Consider the following 15,728-nt stretch of genomic DNA (forward strand, 5'->3'; position numbering starts at 1 on the left):
GTTCAGGCGGCCAGCCGGTCGCGCAGCGCGCGCACCTGGCGGGTGAGTTGCACCAGCTCCGGCACCGAGCACTGGCTGGCGGCGAGCAGGCAGTGCGGGACCTTGGCTGCGCGTGCCTTCAGCTTGCGGCCGGCGGCGGTGAGGTGGATGTGGACGCGGCGCTCGTCGTGCACGTCGCGCAAGCGGCTGATGAGCCCGGCGACTTCCAGCCGCTTGAGCAGCGGCGTCAGCGTGCCGGAGTCGAGGCTGAGCCGCTGGCCGAGCTCGGACACCATGAGCCCGTCGCCTTCCCACAGGACCAGCATGACGAGGTATTGTGGATAGGTGAGGCCCAGCTCGTCGAGCAGCGGCTTGTACAGCTTGGTCATGGCCAGCGACGCCGAATACAAGGCAAAGCACAGCTGGTTGTCCAGCAGCAGGGCCTGGTCCGGGGAGAGGGTGCGCGGCGTCGCCATGGCTGGAAATGTAGCTGAAAATTGAATTGCGCGCAATTCAATCACCATGCCGCCCGTGGGGCGGCAGGCTTCAGCGGCCGGTGAAGCGCGCGGCGCGCTTCTCGACGAAGGAGCGCACGCCTTCGGCAGCGTCCTCGCTGGACGACAGGCGCTGCTGCACGGCGAGGAACTCGCCCATCGCCCGCAGCGGGCCTTCCTCCACCGCCTTCAGCGCGTTCAGGCGCGTGGCGACCACGGCGAGCGGCGCCTGCGCCGCGATGCGTTCGGCGATGCGGATCGCTTCGGCCAGCTGTTCGCCGGCGGGCACCACCTTCTGCACGAAATTCAGGCGCAGCGCCTCGGCGCTGCCGAACTCGTCGCCCGTGAGCAGGTAGAGCAGCGCGCTGCCCAGGCCGGCGCGCTCCGCCATGCGCAGCGTGGCGCCGCCGGTAGCCATGATCCCGCGCTTCACTTCCAGCTGCGAGAAGCGGCAGTCGTCCGCCGCCACCACGCAGTCGGCCGCCAGCATCAGCTCGATGCCCAGCGTGAAGGTGATGCCCTGCACCGCGCACACGAGCGGCTTGCCGCGCCGGCGATAGCCCGGCGTGCCGAGATCGGTGGGCTCCACCGAACCGGGCGGGATGGCCTTCTCGCCGCGCTGCATCAGCGGCGCCATCGCCGGCAGGTCCAGGCCCGCGGTGAAGTGCGGGCCGTGCGCATGCAGAACGCCAGCACGCAGATCCGGGTCGTCATCGAGCAAGGTGTAGGCCTCGGCCAGCTCCTTGTACATGCGCGGCGTGAAGCCGTTGCGCTTGGCGGGACGGTTGATGCCGATCAGCAGCAGGGTGCCGCGCCGTTCGGTGAGGATGGTGCCTTCGGGAGGTACTACGGTGTCCATGGCAGGCATTAAAGCCTAGACTGCGCCCACGACACAACGAGGAGGCGGCATGGAGGTGGACTACGTCGTCGTGGGCGGCGGCTCGGCCGGTTGCGTGCTGGCCGCTCGCCTGTCCGAAGACCCGGCGGTGCAAGTCGCGCTGCTCGAGGCCGGGCCGCCTGATGCCAGCGTGCTGATCCACTGCCCGGCCGGCCTGGCCTTGCTGGCGAAGAACGGGCAGGCCAACTGGGGCTTCGAGACGGTGCCGCAGCCGGGCCTGGGCGGCCGCCGCGGCTACCAGCCGCGCGGCAAGGTGCTGGGTGGCTCCAGCTCCGTCAACGCCATGATCTACGCCCGCGGCCACCATGCCGACTACGACGCCTGGGCCGCCGAAGGCAACGCGGGCTGGAGCTGGGACGAGGTGCTGCCCTACTTCCGCAAGGCGGAGCACAACGAGCGCGGCGCCGACGCCTGGCACGGCAGCGGCGGCCCGCTGAACGTGATGGACCTGCGCAGTCCGCACCGCTTCGGGCCCATCTTCGTGCAGGCCGGCATGCAGGCGGGCTTCCGCGAGAACCGCGACTTCAACGGCGCGGAGCAGGAAGGCGTCGGCCTGTTCCAGGTGACGCACAGGAACGGCGAGCGCTGCAGCGCGGCCAAGGCCTACCTCACGCCGCACCTGGCGCGGCCGAACCTGCACGTGGTGACCGGCGCGCACGCCACGCGCATCCTGTTCGACGGCCGCCGCGCTGTCGGCGTGGCCTACCGGCACGAGCGCACGATCCAGTCGGTGAAGGCGCGGCGTGAAGTGCTGCTCAGCGCCGGCGCGCTGCTGTCGCCGCAGCTGCTGATGCTGTCCGGCGTCGGCCCGGCGGCGCACCTGCAGGAACACGGCATCCCGGTGCTGCACGACCTGCCGGGCGTCGGCCGCAACCTGCACGACCACATCGACGTGGTGCAGGTGGTCGAGGCGCCGCACCTCACCGACCTGTTCGGGCTGTCGCCGCGCGGCATCGCCAACGCGCTGAAGGGCATCGTCGAATGGCGGCGCCACCGCAGCGGCCTGCTGACGACCAACTTCGCCGAAGCCGGCGGCTTCATCAAGAGCGATCCGGCCGAGCCGCTGCCCGACCTGCAGCTGCACTTCGTCATCGGCAAGCTGATGGACCATGGCCGCCAGACGGTGTGGGGCCACGGCTATTCCTGCCACGTCTGCCTGCTGCGGCCGCGCAGCCGCGGCAGCCTGCTGCTGGCCAGCAAGGACCCGCTGGCGCCGCCGCGCATCGACCCCAACTTCCTGGCCGATGCCGACGACTTGCGCCGACTGGTGCGCGGCTTCCGGGTGATGCGCGACATCCTCGCGCAACCGGTGCTGGCCGCCTTCCGTGGCCGCGAGCAGGCGGCGTCGGCGGCGGCCGTCAGCGACGAGCAGGTCGAGCGTTTCATCCGCGGCCATGCCGACACCATCTACCACCCGGTGGGCAGCTGCCGCATGGGCAGCGGGCCGCTGGACGTGGTGGATGCGCAGCTGCGCGTGCACGGGATGCAAGGCTTGCGCGTGGTGGACGCGTCCATCATGCCCAGCATCGTCGGGGGCAACACCAACGCGCCGGTCATCATGATCGGCGAGAAGGCGGCCGACCTGGTGAAGGCCGCGCGTGAACCAGTTCACGCCACGCGCGAAGCCGTCGCCGCTTAAGGTTGCTGGAAGGTTTTCTTAAGGGATTCTTCAGAGCGCGCTGGCGCGCCGGTTCCTAGCATCCGGTCTCCCATCCAGAGAGACCCGACCATGAACCTCGATTCCCAGGAACTTGCCTCCGTTGCCGCCGCCGCCGCGCCCCGCTTCGACCTCTATTCCGGCATCCACAAGGGGCTGCGCGCGCTGATGGCCGACACCTTGCTGGCCGTCGGCCGCATGGATGCCGCCGACGACCTCGAGCGCGCCGACGTCACCGAGCGCGTGCTGCAGCTGCTGGACTTCTGCGCCGGCCACCTGCAGCACGAGAACGACTTCATCCACGCCGCCATGGAAGCGCGTGCGCCCGGCGCCAGCGCGCAGATCGCGCACGAGCACGAGGACCACGTGCGGCACATCGCGCAGCTGGCCGATCGCGTGGCCGTGCTGCGCAACTGCGCCTCTGCGGCGCGTGCAGCGGCTGGCGCCGCGCTGTACCGCGAGCTCGCGCTGTTCGTCGCCGACAACTTCCAGCACATGAACGTGGAAGAGACCGCGCACAACGCCGTGCTGTGGGCCCGCTACACCGATGCGGAGCTGGTGGCGCTGCACGACCGGCTGGTGGCTTCCATCCCGCCGCAGGAGATGATGGTGGCGATGCGCTGGATGGTGCCCTTCATGCACCCGGCGGAACGCGCGGGCATGCTGGGCGACGTGCGCGCGAAGGCGCCCGCGCCGGCTTTCCAGGCCGTGCTGGACACCGTGCGACTGCACCTGACGAAAGGCGAGTGGGCGAAGCTGGAACTGGCGCTGGCCGCGTGATGGCGGTTCAGGCCGGGACCAACTGCACCGCGCGCTCCACGACCAGGCGAAAGCGCCCGCGCCCGGTCTTCTCGATGCGCAGCCCGGCCCCTTGTTCGACCAGCCGCCGTTGCAACAGCAGCAGGCGCGCTTCCAGGTTGTCGGCCACATCGGGCAGGCGCAGCGCCAGGTCCAGCCGCAGCTCGCGGTTGGTGAACTCGGTGCGGCCCTGCCGGACGTGGTCGCCCAGCAGCTTCCAGAGGATGGCGCCCGCCACGCCTTTGATCAGGTAAGTGTCGCCCAGGAAGATGCTGTCGTTGGCCGCATAGTGACGCACCGGCAGTGGCGGCAGGGGCGCGGCCGGCGCCGCCGTTGGTGGCGCGCTGGCCGTTGCCTCCAGTGAATCGGTGGCAGCCTGCAGCAGCTCGATCGCGGCGCCCAGGTGGCCGGCAATGGCCACCAGCGCGTCTTCGTCCTCGTAGCTGAAACGCAGGTCCACTTCGCTCTCGACGAACAGCACGCCCAGCAGGCGGCCGCCGTTCACGATCGGCACCGCCAACTGGCTGTGCGGCTGCGGCAGGCCGGGGTAGGGGATTTCCAGCACCGGTTCGAAATCCGGCACGTGGGCGTCGAAGCTGCTGCGCATCGCCTGCGTGTACAGCGCCGCATTGGTGACGTGGCCGATGCGCACCGGCGTGCGTTCGCGCGCCGCCACGCCGATCACGCCCTGCCCGATGCCGATCTCGGAGCCGACGCCGGAGGTCGCGTAGCCGCTGCTGGCCACCGTGTACAGGCGCTGCAGGGCCGCATCGTGCATCAGCACCATCGCGTGCCGCACGGCCAGCAGGTCGTTCAGGCTGGCGAGCACCGCGTTGAGCGCCTCGTCCAGGCTGGCGCAGCGGGCCAGGCGTTCGCTGGCGCGGCGCACGGCGCCCAGCAGGCCGGCGCGTGGCGGTGGCTCCGGCAACGGCTCGCCTTCCAGCGCTTCCACCTGCTCCACCTCGTACACGTCGGAGCCGAGCAGCCGGAACACGTCCTGCATGCCGGTGTGCGACGCGATGCCCGCCAGCTGCGCCTTCATGCCCTCGAACAGCGGGCCCTCGGTCTCGGTGCGGAGGTAGCGGATGTGCAGGCGATAGAAGCGCACCGTGACCGGATGCAGCAGCAGCGCGGTGGCGCGCGGGTTGGCCAGGATGTTCTGCCGCGTCTTGTTGAAGAACTGGAAGGACAGCGCGACGTGGCGCTCGTCGGCGTAGAACACCTGCGAGATGTAGGCGACGTTGGGCACGCCGTCGGCGCTGCAGGTGGCGACGACGGCGGGGATGGCGCCTTCGAAGCACGCCCGGATATCCTGCAGCGCGAGGCCGTTCATCGCTCGGTCCCCAGCCGCGCGCCGGCGCGCGGGCCCGGCGTCTGGTCGAAAGCCAGTTCGGGCGTGAAGCGCACGGCGACCAGCTCCTCGAGCTTGTGCGCCAGCATCGCGCGCGTGAGTTCGCGGCCGTAGCCGGCCAGTTCGATCTCGCGCTCCATGGACAAAAGGTAGGCGGCCAGCACGGGCCGGTCGCCTTCTTCCGCCTGGCGCATGCTGGCGCTGCGCGCCTTCAGCTGCACGGTGAGGTGCGTGGACGGCGAGCTGAACACCACGGCGACGTGCCCGGTGGCGGCAATGTCCTGGATCACCTGGCGCGACTGGGGGCGCGAGAGGTAGACGGTGACCTCCCGCCCTTCGTCCTCCACCAGGCTGCCGACGGCGCGCATCAGGCTCGGCCGCATCGCGGCGTCTCGCGAGCTGACGATCACGGAAACGCCGCGCACCATCACCGCGAGCAGTTGCGGCGGGATGACGGGCGCGGTGCTCATGCCGCGAAGCGCTTGCGCGTGAGGGCCAGCGCCGCCCAGTAGGCGGCCACTGCATAGGCCAGGAGCACCAGCAGGTGCTGCAAAGGCTGCTGCGGCCAGCGGTCCAGGAACAGCGGCCGCACCAGCTCGATCGCGCTGGCCAGCGGCAGCCAGCCGGAGATGATGCGCACCACTTCCGGCAGCTGCTCGCGCGGGAAGAACACGCCGGACAGGAACATCATCGGCGTCAGGAACAGCGTGAAGTAGTAGGTGAAGAAGTCGTAGCTGCGGGCCAGCGCGTTGAAGATCAGCGCGATGCAGGAGAAGGTGATGCCCACTGCCACCAGGACCAGCCAGGCCACCAGCAGCTTGGGGCTGTGGCTGATGCCCAGCGCCAGCATCACCAGCAGGATCGCGGTGGAGGTGAAGACGGCCTTGTAGCCGGCCCACAGCATCTCGGCGAATACCACGTCGTCCAGGCCCACCGGCGCGTTCATGATGCCGTCCCAGGTCTTCTGCACGTGCATGCGCGAGAAGGCGGAATAGAGCGCCTCGAAGCTGGCGGCGTTCATCGCGCTCATGCAGATGGAGCCGCTGGCCAGGAACAGCAGGTAGGGCACCTGCTCGCCGTTCCAGCGGACCTGCCCCACCAGCGCGCCCATGCCGTAGCCGAAGGCCACCAGCCAGATCAGCGGCTCGGCGATGTTGCCGATCAGGCTGGGCAGCGCCAGCTTGCGCCATACCAGCAGGTTGCGCAGGAAGACGGGCCACCAGCGCATGGACAGGGCGGGGGGACGCCAGTGCGCGTTCATGTCACGCCTCCTCCCGGATCTGCCGGCCGGTGAGCTTGAGAAACAAATCTTCCAGGTTGGCCGGCCGGTGCAGGGTGCGCAGGCGCTGTTCGCGGCCCAGGGCGTCCAGCAGCGGCCGTGCGTCCTGCGTGTAGAAGAAGACCGTCTCGCCGCTCACCTCGGTGCGGTTCGCCATGGCCTTCAGGGTCGGCGATTCGGCCAGCGCCAGCGCGCCGTTGCCGTAGGCTTCCACCACGTCCGGTTCCAGGTGCTCGGCGATCAGGTCGCGCGGCCGGCCTTCGGCGATCTTGCGGCCGTGGTCCAGCACCAGCAGGCGCGAGCAAAGGCGCTCGGCCTCGTCCATGAAATGGGTGGTGAGCAGGATGGACTTGCCCTGCTGCAGCAGCACCTGCAGGCGCTCCCACATCAGGTGGCGCGCCTGCGGGTCGAGGCCGGTGGTCGGCTCGTCCAGCAGCAGCAGCTTGGGGTCGTTGACCAGGGCGCGGGCCAGGCTGAGGCGGCGGCGCATGCCACCGGAAAGCTCCATCGGCCTGGCGTCGGCCTTGTGCGAGAGCGCGGCGAACTCCAGCAGGCGCGGGATGCGTTCGCGGATCTGCGCGTCCTGCATGCCGAAGTAGCGGCCGTAGACCAGCAGGTTCTCGGCGCAGCTGAAGTCCGGGTCGAGCGAGTCGAACTGGCTCACCACTCCCAGCTGCGCCTTGATCGCCAGGGCGTCGCGCGGCATGTGCAGGCCCAGGGCGTGGATCTCGCCGGCGTCGGGCGCCGTCAGGCCCAGGCACATGCGGATGGTGGTGGTCTTGCCGGCGCCATTGGGTCCGATGACGCCCAGGCACTCGCCGCGCGCGATCTGGAACGACAGCGCGTCGACCACGGCCTGGCCGCCGTAGCGCTTGGTCAGCTGGCGGGCATCGAAGAGCAGCTCGGTCATGCCGCGCGTATTCTGTCCCAACCCGTAGAATTTTCCCTGTCCGCCCAGAAGAAGGAAAACAATTGTTCCCACCCCTGCCCATCGCGCAGCAGTACTTGCTGCCGAAGAAGTTGATGACCGCGCTCGCGGGCAAGCTCGCCGGCGCCCGGCTGGGCGGCGTCACCCAGTGGACCATCCGCAACTTCGTGGCCAAGTACAAGGTGAACATGGCGGAGGCGGCCGACCCGGACATCGGGAGCTACGCCACTTTCAACGATTTCTTCACCCGGCCGCTGCGCGAAGGTGCGCGCCCACTCAACGCAGCGCCCTTCATCTGCCCGGTGGACGCGGCCATCAGCCAGTTCGGCCCGATCGAGAACGACCAGATCTTCCAGGCCAAGGGCCACAGCTATTCCACCCGCGCGCTGGTGGGCGGCGACGCGGCGCTAGCGGCGAAATTCGACCACGGCCACTTTGCCACGCTGTACCTCGCGCCCAAGGATTACCACCGCATCCACATGCCTAGCGAAGGGCGGCTGAAGCGGATGATCTACATCCCCGGCAACCTGTTCTCGGTGAACCCGCTGACGGCGCGCCATGTGCCGGGCCTGTTCGCCCGCAACGAGCGGGTGGTGTGCGAGTTCGACTGCGCGCACGGGCCGATGGTGCTGGTGCTGGTGGGCGCCACCATCGTCGGCAGCATGGCGACGGTCTGGCACGGCGTGGTGAACCCGCCCCGCACCCGCGAGCCGCGCGAATGGCGCTACGACGGCCAGGACATCGTGATCGCCAAAGGGGCGGAGATGGGCCGCTTCCTGCTCGGCTCCACGGTGGTCCTGCTGTTTCCGCAGAACGTGCTCACTTTCACGCCGGACTGGGCGCCGAGCAAGCCGGTGCGGCTGGGCGAGGCGATGGCGACCCTGATCGAGAGCGAAGCCGCGCTCTAGCTCGGCCGTTCTCGTCCATCCGGCGCTCTTGCGGGCGGCTCTCCGATGGGTGTAGTTTTGCGTTCTCTCCCAGGAGCGCGCGAATGAATTACCGTTGCCCGCAGTGCAGCAAGATGCTGAAGGTGCCGAGCCTGTTCTTCCACGACATCACCGCCTGCCCCAAGTGCGGCCAGAAGGTGGTGCTGGGCGACTTCTTCGCCTTCTTCGTCGCGGCCATCACCATGATCGTGCTGGCGCTTTCGGTGCTCTACATCCTGAGCCAGGAGCTGGACGAGTACTACGTCGCTGCCGGCTATGCACTTGCGGCCGGCGTCGTCGCCGGCATCATCGTGCTGGTGCTGCTGGGCCGCGCCACGCCCTTCAAGCGCGTGAAGGGGCGCCGCTCCGCGCGGCACGCGCAGCCGGCGCCCAAGGCCTGAGCCCGCTTACTGAAACGCCACCTCGTCGAAGCTGCGCAGCTTGCGGCTGTGCAGCCGCTGCGAGCCTTGCGAGCGCAGGATCTCGATGGCGCGCATGCCGATGCGCAGGTGCTGGTCGACCCGCTCGCGGTAGAAGGTGTTGGCCATGCCGGGCAGCTTGATCTCGCCGTGCAGCGGCTTGTCGCTCACGCACAGCAAGGTGCCGTAGGGCACGCGGAAACGGAAGCCGTTGGCGGCGATGGTGGCGCTTTCCATGTCCAGCGCCACCGCGCGGCTTTGCGAGAAGCGCCGCTGCGGCTCGTTGCCGGGCAGGAGCTCCCAGTTGCGGTTGTCGGTGCTCGCCACGGTGCCCGTGCGCATGATGCGCTTGAGGTCCGCGCCCTGGCACTGGGTGACGTCGGCCACCGCCTGCTCCAGCGCCACCTGGATCTCGGCCAGCGCCGGGATCGGCACCCACAGCGGCAGTTCCTCGTCCAGCACGTGGTCCTCGCGCACGTAGCCGTGGGCCAGCACGTAGTCGCCCAGCTGCTGGCTGTTGCGCAGGCCCGCGCAGTGCCCCAGCATCATCCAGGCGTGCGGGCGCAGCACCGCGACGTGGTCGGTGATGTTCTTCGCGTTGGACGGGCCGACGCCGATGTTCACCATCGTGATGCCGCTGTGCCCGGGCCGAATGAGGTGGTAGGCCGGCATCTGCGGCAGCCGCGGCGGCGCCGCGCCGAAGGCGTCCACCGGCTCGCGCGGCAGGCCCACGCGGCGCGTCACCACGTTGCCCGGTTCGACGAAGGCCAGGTACTCGCTGTCCGGGCGGCTCATCTCCTCGTGACCGAGCTTCACGAATTCGTCGATGTAGAACTGGTAGTTCGTGAACAGCACGAAGTTCTGGAACCAGTCCGGCGCGCTGCCCGTGTAGTGGCGCAGGCGGTGCAGCGAGTAGTCGACGCGTGAAGCGGTGAACAGCGACAGCGGGTGCGGCTGGCCGGGCGCGAAGCGGATGGTGCCGTTGGCGATGCCGTCGTCCATCAGCTCGAGGTCCGGCAGGTCGAACAGGTCGCGCATCATCATGCGGCGCGCCGGCGGCAGGTTGCCCTCGATGTGGTCGTGCTCCGCGAAGGAGAAGTGGATCGGGATCGGCTCGTTGCTGGTGCCCACTTCGAGCTGCACGCCATGGTTTTGCTGCAGCAGGCGGAACTGCTCGAGGTAGTAGTTGCCATAGAGGTCGGGCCGCGAGAGCGTGGTCTCGAACACGCCCGCGCCGGCGACGAAGCCGTAGCTGAGGCCCGCGTTCTCCAGCACCGCCTGCCGCATCACCGTGTCGGTCTGGATGCGCACGTAGGGGTAGCAAGCCCGCACGCGGCCTGGCAAGGACTCGCCGGCGACGAAGCGCTGCATCGCTTCGCGCAGGTGCCCGATCTGCTGCGCGTAGATCGTGCGCACCTGCGCAAGCGCGCTGTCCGGGTCGGCGTGGAACGTGGGCGGGATGAACGGCGGCAGGAAGGGCATGTGCCTATTGTGCAACCAGCATGCCAACCACAGTCCAACCCGACCGGAGGTGCGCCGCAGTCCTACAACACGGAACGACACCGGATGACGTTACATCTTTCGCTCAGCGACGACAGTTTGCGTCATCGAGAACGACGTCGCTGGAACGCGAATTTCAAGGAGCTAAAGAAAATGACGACTGCGGTGGCCGCGAACCCCTTCGCCCTCATGGTGGACCCTTCGGAAGTGCGTCAACACATCGACCGTTCCGAACAACTGAACAAGCTGTCCCAACGCCAGTGCCATCCGCTGGACCGCGCCGTGATCCGCTGCGCCAGCGCCGAAATCGCCGCCTTCGACGCCAAGATCGACCGCACCACCATCTACCTGCCGCCCGAGGAAGAAAAGGCGCAGCCGGTCACCCGCACCTACACGCGCCGCGTCAACTGACCCTCCGGAACGGCACGCCCATCGGCACCGGCCGCATGGGCTGCAGCGGCGCCTGCTGCTGCCGCAGCCACACTTCCTGATCCTTCTTTTCCTGGTCCTTGCGCCACTGCTCCGCCAGCTGGCGCTGCCGGCGATCGGCATCGTCGCGGCGGGCTTGTTCGTCGCGCCGCGCCTGGTCGTCGCGCCTGGCCTGTTCCTGCTTGTCCTGTTCGGCGCGCCTGGCCTGCTGCTCGCGCGCATTGGCTTCCTCGCGCCCGGCCTGTTCGCGCAGGTGCGTCAGGTGGCGCAGGCGGGCTTCGGCCAGCTTCTTCTCTTCGGCCGCGCGGGCCGCTGCCTGGCGGCGTTCTTCTTCCTTGCGCAGTGCAGCAAGACGCTTTTCCTCCGCGGCCTTCTTCGCGGCGAGCTGGCGCTTGTGCTCCTGCTCGCGCCGGGCTTCGGCGGCTGCGTGGCGGGCGTCTTCGGCCTTGCGGGCCTGCAGCTGGTGGCGCTCTTCTTCCGCGCGGCGGGCGGCAGCGACGGAGCGCCGGCGCTCGTCGGCGCGCTTCGCGCTCGCGGCGGCCTGGCGGTCTTCGTCGCGGCGGGCGGCGGCGCGGCGCTGTTCTTCCTGCTGCGCGGCGACGCGCTGCTGTTCGCGCGCGGCGCGGGCCTGGGCTTCGGCCGCCCGGGCCTGGTCACGTGCGGCCTGGTCCGCGGCCGCCTTCTGCGCCGCCGCAGCCTTCTGTTCACGCGCGACCTGTTCGGCCGCGGCCTTCTGGGCCGCTTGTTCGGCGGCGCGGGCCTGCGCACGCAGCGCGGCATCGGCCTGGGCTTGCGCCTGCTGCAATTGCGTGGACGCGGGCGCCGTGACGCGCAGCGGGGCGGCGGCCGGCGTGTTGGGCACGACGGGGACCGTCGGAATGACCTGGGCCTTGATCACCGGGGCGGCGGCAGCGACCGGCGCGGTTGCAGGAGGTGCTGCCGGCGTTGCAGGAGGTGCCGCCGGCACCGGGGCCACGGGCGCGGTCGCCATCACCGGCGGCCCCTTGATCTGGAACTGCGGCCTGGCCGAGGCCGGCACGGGCGCGGCTGCAACCGCCGGCTCCTTGGCGGCCAGCTTGGATCCGGGCAGCGAAGCCGCCGGGCCGGAAATGATGATGTCGCGGCCGCGGTTCACCAGCGCGTTGGGCGGTGGCGTTGCCGGCGCCGCCTGCGCGACGCTGGGCATGCTGACGGTCGGCTCGCCGCGGCGGCGCGCGCCGGCCCAGCGGTCGAAATCGTCGTTGGCGGCGAACGCGCCTTGCTGCACGCGGGCGAGGTCGCGGGCGCGGAAGATGGCGCGCTGGCCGGTGTGCAGCTCCAGCGCCTCGCCCTTCTCGCCGTACACCACACCCGTGCCGCTTTGCACCACCACGCGGGTGGTGCCCGACTTGGTGTCGACGTCGACGCGGTAGTCGCCCGGCTGGCGCGCGCGGAACGCCAGGTTCGGCGTGCCGATCTCCACCGTGTCGCCCGGGTTCACGCGGGTGACGGTGATGACCATGCTGCCTTGCGTGAGGCTCAGCTGGGTGGCGTTGTCGCTGGCGTTTTCCAGGATCACCTGCGTCTGGCTGTCGAGGCGGACGGCGTGGCCGCCGGCCTGGATCTCGGCGCGCGAGCCGCGATCGGTCCACAATCGGTCGCCGCGCTTGAGCACGCGGCGTGGCTGCACGTCGTGCCACTCGGTGTCGCCTTGCGGCGAGAGGGCGACGGTGCCCTCAGCGTGGTTGAGATGGGCCGCCGGAACGGTGACCACCTGGGCCAGTGCGCTGGCGCCCCATACCGTGGCGACCAGCGCGAGTCCACGGACCCACCGGAGACTGCCCTCCCTCCCGGTGGTCCTGCTGATTGCGTTCATTCGCGTATTGAACGCATGAGTTCCCGAAATTGTGAATAAAGCCTGTGTAAATTTCCGGCTCCCTTTTCCCGAAGAAAGCTCCGCGCAGGAATTTGTCATTGGCTTGTTGCGCTGCGGGCCCAAGGAAGTGCGGGGCCGTTACCATCGGCGCCATGATCCACCTGCCCAACTGGTATAGGACGGTCAGCCACCACAGCACGGCGCCCGTGCGCTGGGCGGCGGCCTGGGGGCGGATCTCCTTCTTCGGCTCGGTGATGGTGGTCCGCGCTTTCTCGCCGGCCAGCTATGGGCCGCAGACCCGCCAGAACCTGGCGCGCCACATGTACCTGGACACGGCGCCCATCCTGGGCTGGTTCACGGTGCTGATCTCGCTGTTCACGCTGATCCTCACGCACATCGTCATCGTCACCGCCGCCAGCTACGGCCTTTCGCAGTACGCGCTGGAGATGGTGGTGCGGGTGTTGATCATCGAGCTGATCCCGCTTACGGCCGCGCTGTTCGTCGCGCTGCGCTGCACCATTCCAAGCGGCGCCGCGCTGGTGGAGATGCGGCGCATCGGCCACTTCCACCTGCTGCGGCACAAGCGCCTGGACCCGATCGCGGTGGAGGTTCTCCCGCGCATGCTGGCCGGCGTGTTCGCCTGCATCACGCTGGCTGCGCTCAGTTGCGTGGTGGCGGGCGCGCTGGCCTACCTGGCCGTCTACGGCTTTACCTTCGCCGGCGAAGCCGCCTACACGCACATGGTCGGACGGGTGTTCGAGCCGATGTTCACGCTGATCTTCGCGATGAAGACGGTGTTCTTCGCGCTCGCCGTCTCCATGATTCCCATGGCCTCGGGCCTCAACAACATCGAGGACGACGGCTCGCGCGAAAGCGCCGCGCTGCAGGGCCTGGTGCGCATGTTCGGCGTGCTGCTGGTGCTGGAAGCAATGTCGCTCGTGGCCAATTACCTCTGACCATGGCCGACCCCAAGAAGCCGCCACCGCCCACCGCCCCGCCGCAGCCGGAAACCCCGGTCCAGAAGTCCGAGCCGGCCGCCAAGAACCGGCCGGTGCGCCACCTGGAGATGAAGGCCATCCTGCTGCTGGTCTTCACCCTCGGCCTGATCATCGGCTCCGCGCTGTACATCATGCGCGCGCGCGGCTACTTCGAGCCCAAGCAGCGGCTGGTGCTGATCGCCGACAACGCCGAAGGCGTGGTGGCCGGCATGGACCTCACCTTCTCCGGCTTCCCGATCGGCACGGTGCAGCGGGTGGACCTGGGCGAGCAGGGCAACGTGCGCATCAGCATCGACGTGCGCGAGAAGGACGCCAAGTGGCTGCGCACGTCCAGCGTGTTCACCTTGGTGAAAGGCCTGCTGGGCAGCCCGCAGTTGCGCGCCTATACCGGCGTGCTGAGCGATCCGCCGCTGGCGCCCGATGCCGAAAGGCCTGTGCTGCGCGGCGACGCCAACGAGGAGATCCAGCGCGTGATCGGCGCCGCGCGCGACGTGCTGGACAACCTGAACCAGATCACGTCCGCCAGCTCGGACCTGAACAAGGCCATGGCCAACCTGCAGGTCTTCACGCAGAAGCTGCAAAGCAGGCAGGGCGCGTTGCACGCCGTGTTCGGCAACGAGGAGGACGCGCGCAAGCTGGTGGTGACCATCGAGCGCGCGAACGCGGCGCTGGCCCGCATCGAGAGCCTCACCGGCAACGCCGACCGCATGGTGGTCAACGCCGACCGGCAGGTGTTCGGCCCCAACGGCCTGACCACCGATGCGCGCAACATCCTGCAGCAGGTGCAGGGCCTGCTGAACGACACCAAGGGCAGCCTGCAGCGCGTGGACGCGGTGCTGAAGGAGGCGCAGGGCGTGGCCGGCAACGTGCGCTCCGCCACCGAGGACCTGGGCAGCCTGCGTGGCGACGTCGAGGCCAACCTGCGCAAGATCGAGGACCTGATCAACGACCTCAATCGCAAGTGGCCTTTCGCCAAGGACCGCGAGGTGAAGCTGCCATGAAGCCCCTGGCTTTGCTGATGCTCGTGCTGGCCCTGGCCGCCTGTGGCAGCAAGCCGCGCCAGCCGGACTGGCTGATGAACGCGGACGGCGAGCAGGACCGCTTCGAGCGCGCTTTCCTCAAGGGCGACGACAAGGTCGCGGCTTCCGAGTTCACGCGCCTGCGCCAGGACGTCGCCAGCACCGGCCAGCCGGGGCTGGCGGCGCGCGCGGAGCTCACGCGCTGCGCGGTGCGCGTGGCGAGCCTGGACTTCCAGCCCTGCGCCGGCTTCGAGCCGCTGCGCGCCGACGCGCCGGATGCGGAGCGCGCGTACGCGGACTTCCTCGCCGGGGTCGTGACGCCCGAACAGGTGAAGCTGCTGCCCGAAGCCTATCGTGGCGTTGCGGGCGGGGCCGGCGGCGGCGCGGCCGTGAAGGGCATCAAGGAACCGCTGTCGCGTCTCGTCGCGGCTGGTGTCTTGCTGCGCACCGGCAAGGCAGACCCCGAGGTGCTGCAGGTGGCGAGCGACACGGCCTCCGAGCAGGGCTGGCGGCGCGCGGTGCTGGCCTGGCTGGGCGCGCAGGCGATGCGGGCGGAGCAGGCCGGCGCGACCGAGGAAGCGGCACGCTTGCGGCGTCGCATGGAGATCGCGGCCCAGGAGCGTTAGCGCTGCCGCGACGGCGTGCGCAAGGTGATCGAATAGCGCAAGCTCTTCGTCGGCGCCACGCTGTGCTGCCATTCCCAGCGCGATGCGCCGCGCAGCAAATAGATGGAGCGCGGCGCCACCTCCACCTTGAACACCGGCGCCTTGCTGCCGACGACGTGCGGATAGGGCCGGAAGCGCAGCACCGCGTCATTCAGCAGTGACACGCCCACCACGTCCTCGAAGTCCGGCACGTCGCGATGCCAACCCAGCGGCGTGCCGGGCGTGTACTCGGCGACGAGCGCCTGCGTGAACGCGTCGGGCTCCGCGCCGATCCAGGCGGCGGCTTGCCGGCGCAGCGGCAGCAGCCAATCCGGCAGCGGCTCGGCCTCCTCCAGCTTCTGGGCGCTGAAGTCATAGCGCCCGCCGTAGCTCACCACGCGGCGGCGCGCCTCGTACTGCTGGTACTTCATGGGCGCGAGCGGCAACTGCGCGATGCGCGCGACCAGCGCGGCTTCTTCCGCGCGCGACAGGAATTCTTCTTCAAGGCGCATGCCCGGCGGCAGCGCGGGGCCGAACAGGTCCAACGACGACAT

At 69.5% G+C, this 15,728-nt stretch carries 17 protein-coding genes; 8 read left to right on the forward strand and 9 right to left on the reverse strand.

The window, feature by feature from the left end; translation table 11 throughout:
• Window positions 1–2: 2 nt before the first annotated feature.
• Together HHL11_RS04420 and HHL11_RS04425 are read right to left on the reverse strand one after the other, a co-directional pair.
• A complete protein-coding gene (locus HHL11_RS04420) occupies window positions 3–455 on the reverse strand; it encodes a MarR family winged helix-turn-helix transcriptional regulator (protein WP_169417225.1) in 453 nt (150 codons plus the stop codon).
• A gap of 70 nt (window positions 456–525) precedes the next feature.
• A complete protein-coding gene (locus HHL11_RS04425) occupies window positions 526–1,332 on the reverse strand; it encodes a crotonase/enoyl-CoA hydratase family protein (RefSeq protein WP_425355181.1) in 807 nt (268 codons plus the stop codon).
• A gap of 49 nt (window positions 1,333–1,381) precedes the next feature.
• On the opposite strand from HHL11_RS04425, the gene HHL11_RS04430 reads away from it, so the two are divergent.
• Together HHL11_RS04430 and HHL11_RS04435 are read left to right on the forward strand one after the other, a co-directional pair.
• A complete protein-coding gene (locus HHL11_RS04430) occupies window positions 1,382–3,010 on the forward strand; it encodes a GMC family oxidoreductase (RefSeq protein WP_169417227.1) in 1,629 nt (542 codons plus the stop codon).
• Window positions 3,011–3,100: 90 nt separating this feature from the next.
• A complete protein-coding gene (locus HHL11_RS04435; protein WP_169417228.1) occupies window positions 3,101–3,808 on the forward strand; it encodes a hemerythrin domain-containing protein in 708 nt (235 codons plus the stop codon).
• Window positions 3,809–3,815: 7 nt separating this feature from the next.
• On the opposite strand, the gene HHL11_RS04440 is transcribed toward HHL11_RS04435, so the two are convergent.
• The 4 genes from HHL11_RS04440 to HHL11_RS04455 are packed head-to-tail and all read right to left on the reverse strand — an operon-like array spanning window position 3,816 to window position 7,366.
• On the reverse strand, window positions 3,816–5,159 hold the full coding sequence (locus HHL11_RS04440; RefSeq protein ID WP_169417229.1) for a GAF domain-containing protein: 1,344 nt from the start codon (window positions 5,157–5,159) through the stop codon (window positions 3,816–3,818).
• Window positions 5,156–5,647 (reverse strand): hypothetical protein, encoded by a 492-nt coding sequence (locus tag HHL11_RS04445; protein ID WP_169417230.1) that lies wholly within the window; start codon window positions 5,645–5,647, stop codon window positions 5,156–5,158. The genes HHL11_RS04440 and HHL11_RS04445 overlap by 4 nt, the downstream gene beginning before the upstream one ends.
• Window positions 5,644–6,438 carry an ABC transporter permease gene (locus HHL11_RS04450; protein ID WP_169417231.1) on the reverse strand — a complete coding sequence of 265 codons (795 nt, stop codon included), beginning with the start codon at window positions 6,436–6,438 and terminating at the stop codon, window positions 5,644–5,646. The genes HHL11_RS04445 and HHL11_RS04450 overlap by 4 nt, the downstream gene beginning before the upstream one ends.
• A gap of 1 nt (window position 6,439) precedes the next feature.
• A complete protein-coding gene (locus HHL11_RS04455; protein WP_169417232.1) occupies window positions 6,440–7,366 on the reverse strand; it encodes an ATP-binding cassette domain-containing protein in 927 nt (308 codons plus the stop codon).
• Window positions 7,367–7,479: 113 nt separating this feature from the next.
• On the opposite strand from HHL11_RS04455, the gene asd reads away from it, so the two are divergent.
• Together asd and HHL11_RS04465 are read left to right on the forward strand one after the other, a co-directional pair.
• The gene (gene asd, locus HHL11_RS04460; protein WP_169419908.1) at window positions 7,480–8,292 is read left to right on the forward strand and encodes an archaetidylserine decarboxylase; all 813 of its coding nucleotides are present in this window, start codon (window positions 7,480–7,482) and stop codon (window positions 8,290–8,292) included.
• An 83-nt stretch (window positions 8,293–8,375) separates the two neighbouring features.
• Window positions 8,376–8,711 (forward strand): hypothetical protein, encoded by a 336-nt coding sequence (locus tag HHL11_RS04465; RefSeq protein ID WP_169417233.1) that lies wholly within the window; start codon window positions 8,376–8,378, stop codon window positions 8,709–8,711.
• A 6-nt stretch (window positions 8,712–8,717) separates the two neighbouring features.
• Here the strand turns inward: HHL11_RS04465 and HHL11_RS04470 are convergent, their stop codons facing one another.
• Window positions 8,718–10,211 carry an AMP nucleosidase gene (locus HHL11_RS04470; protein WP_169417234.1) on the reverse strand — a complete coding sequence of 498 codons (1,494 nt, stop codon included), beginning with the start codon at window positions 10,209–10,211 and terminating at the stop codon, window positions 8,718–8,720.
• Window positions 10,212–10,382: 171 nt separating this feature from the next.
• Here HHL11_RS04470 and HHL11_RS04475 point away from each other — a divergent pair, with 171 nt between their 5' ends.
• Window positions 10,383–10,640, forward strand: a complete 258-nt coding sequence (locus tag HHL11_RS04475) for a hypothetical protein (protein ID WP_169417235.1) — start codon at window positions 10,383–10,385, stop codon at window positions 10,638–10,640.
• Here HHL11_RS04475 and HHL11_RS04480 read toward each other — a convergent pair.
• On the reverse strand, window positions 10,633–12,513 hold the full coding sequence (locus HHL11_RS04480) for a FecR domain-containing protein (RefSeq protein ID WP_169417236.1): 1,881 nt from the start codon (window positions 12,511–12,513) through the stop codon (window positions 10,633–10,635). The genes HHL11_RS04475 and HHL11_RS04480 overlap by 8 nt on opposite strands.
• Before the next feature lie 152 nt (window positions 12,514–12,665).
• Here HHL11_RS04480 and HHL11_RS04485 point away from each other — a divergent pair, with 152 nt between their 5' ends.
• The 3 genes from HHL11_RS04485 to HHL11_RS04495 are packed head-to-tail and all read left to right on the forward strand — an operon-like array spanning window position 12,666 to window position 15,156.
• Window positions 12,666–13,469, forward strand: a complete 804-nt coding sequence (locus HHL11_RS04485) for an MlaE family ABC transporter permease (RefSeq protein ID WP_169417237.1) — start codon at window positions 12,666–12,668, stop codon at window positions 13,467–13,469.
• 2 nt (window positions 13,470–13,471) lie between these two features.
• The gene (locus HHL11_RS04490) at window positions 13,472–14,512 is read left to right on the forward strand and encodes an MlaD family protein (protein ID WP_169417238.1); all 1,041 of its coding nucleotides are present in this window, start codon (window positions 13,472–13,474) and stop codon (window positions 14,510–14,512) included.
• A complete protein-coding gene (locus HHL11_RS04495; protein WP_169417239.1) occupies window positions 14,509–15,156 on the forward strand; it encodes a hypothetical protein in 648 nt (215 codons plus the stop codon). The genes HHL11_RS04490 and HHL11_RS04495 overlap by 4 nt, the downstream gene beginning before the upstream one ends.
• Here HHL11_RS04495 and HHL11_RS04500 read toward each other — a convergent pair.
• On the reverse strand, window positions 15,153–15,728 hold the full coding sequence (locus HHL11_RS04500; protein WP_169417240.1) for an alpha-ketoglutarate-dependent dioxygenase AlkB: 576 nt from the start codon (window positions 15,726–15,728) through the stop codon (window positions 15,153–15,155). The two genes, HHL11_RS04495 and HHL11_RS04500, sit on opposite strands and share 4 nt — an antisense overlap.

The sequence above is a fragment of the Ramlibacter agri genome, assembly GCF_012927085.1.
Classification (GTDB): domain Bacteria; phylum Pseudomonadota; class Gammaproteobacteria; order Burkholderiales; family Burkholderiaceae_C; genus Ramlibacter; species Ramlibacter agri.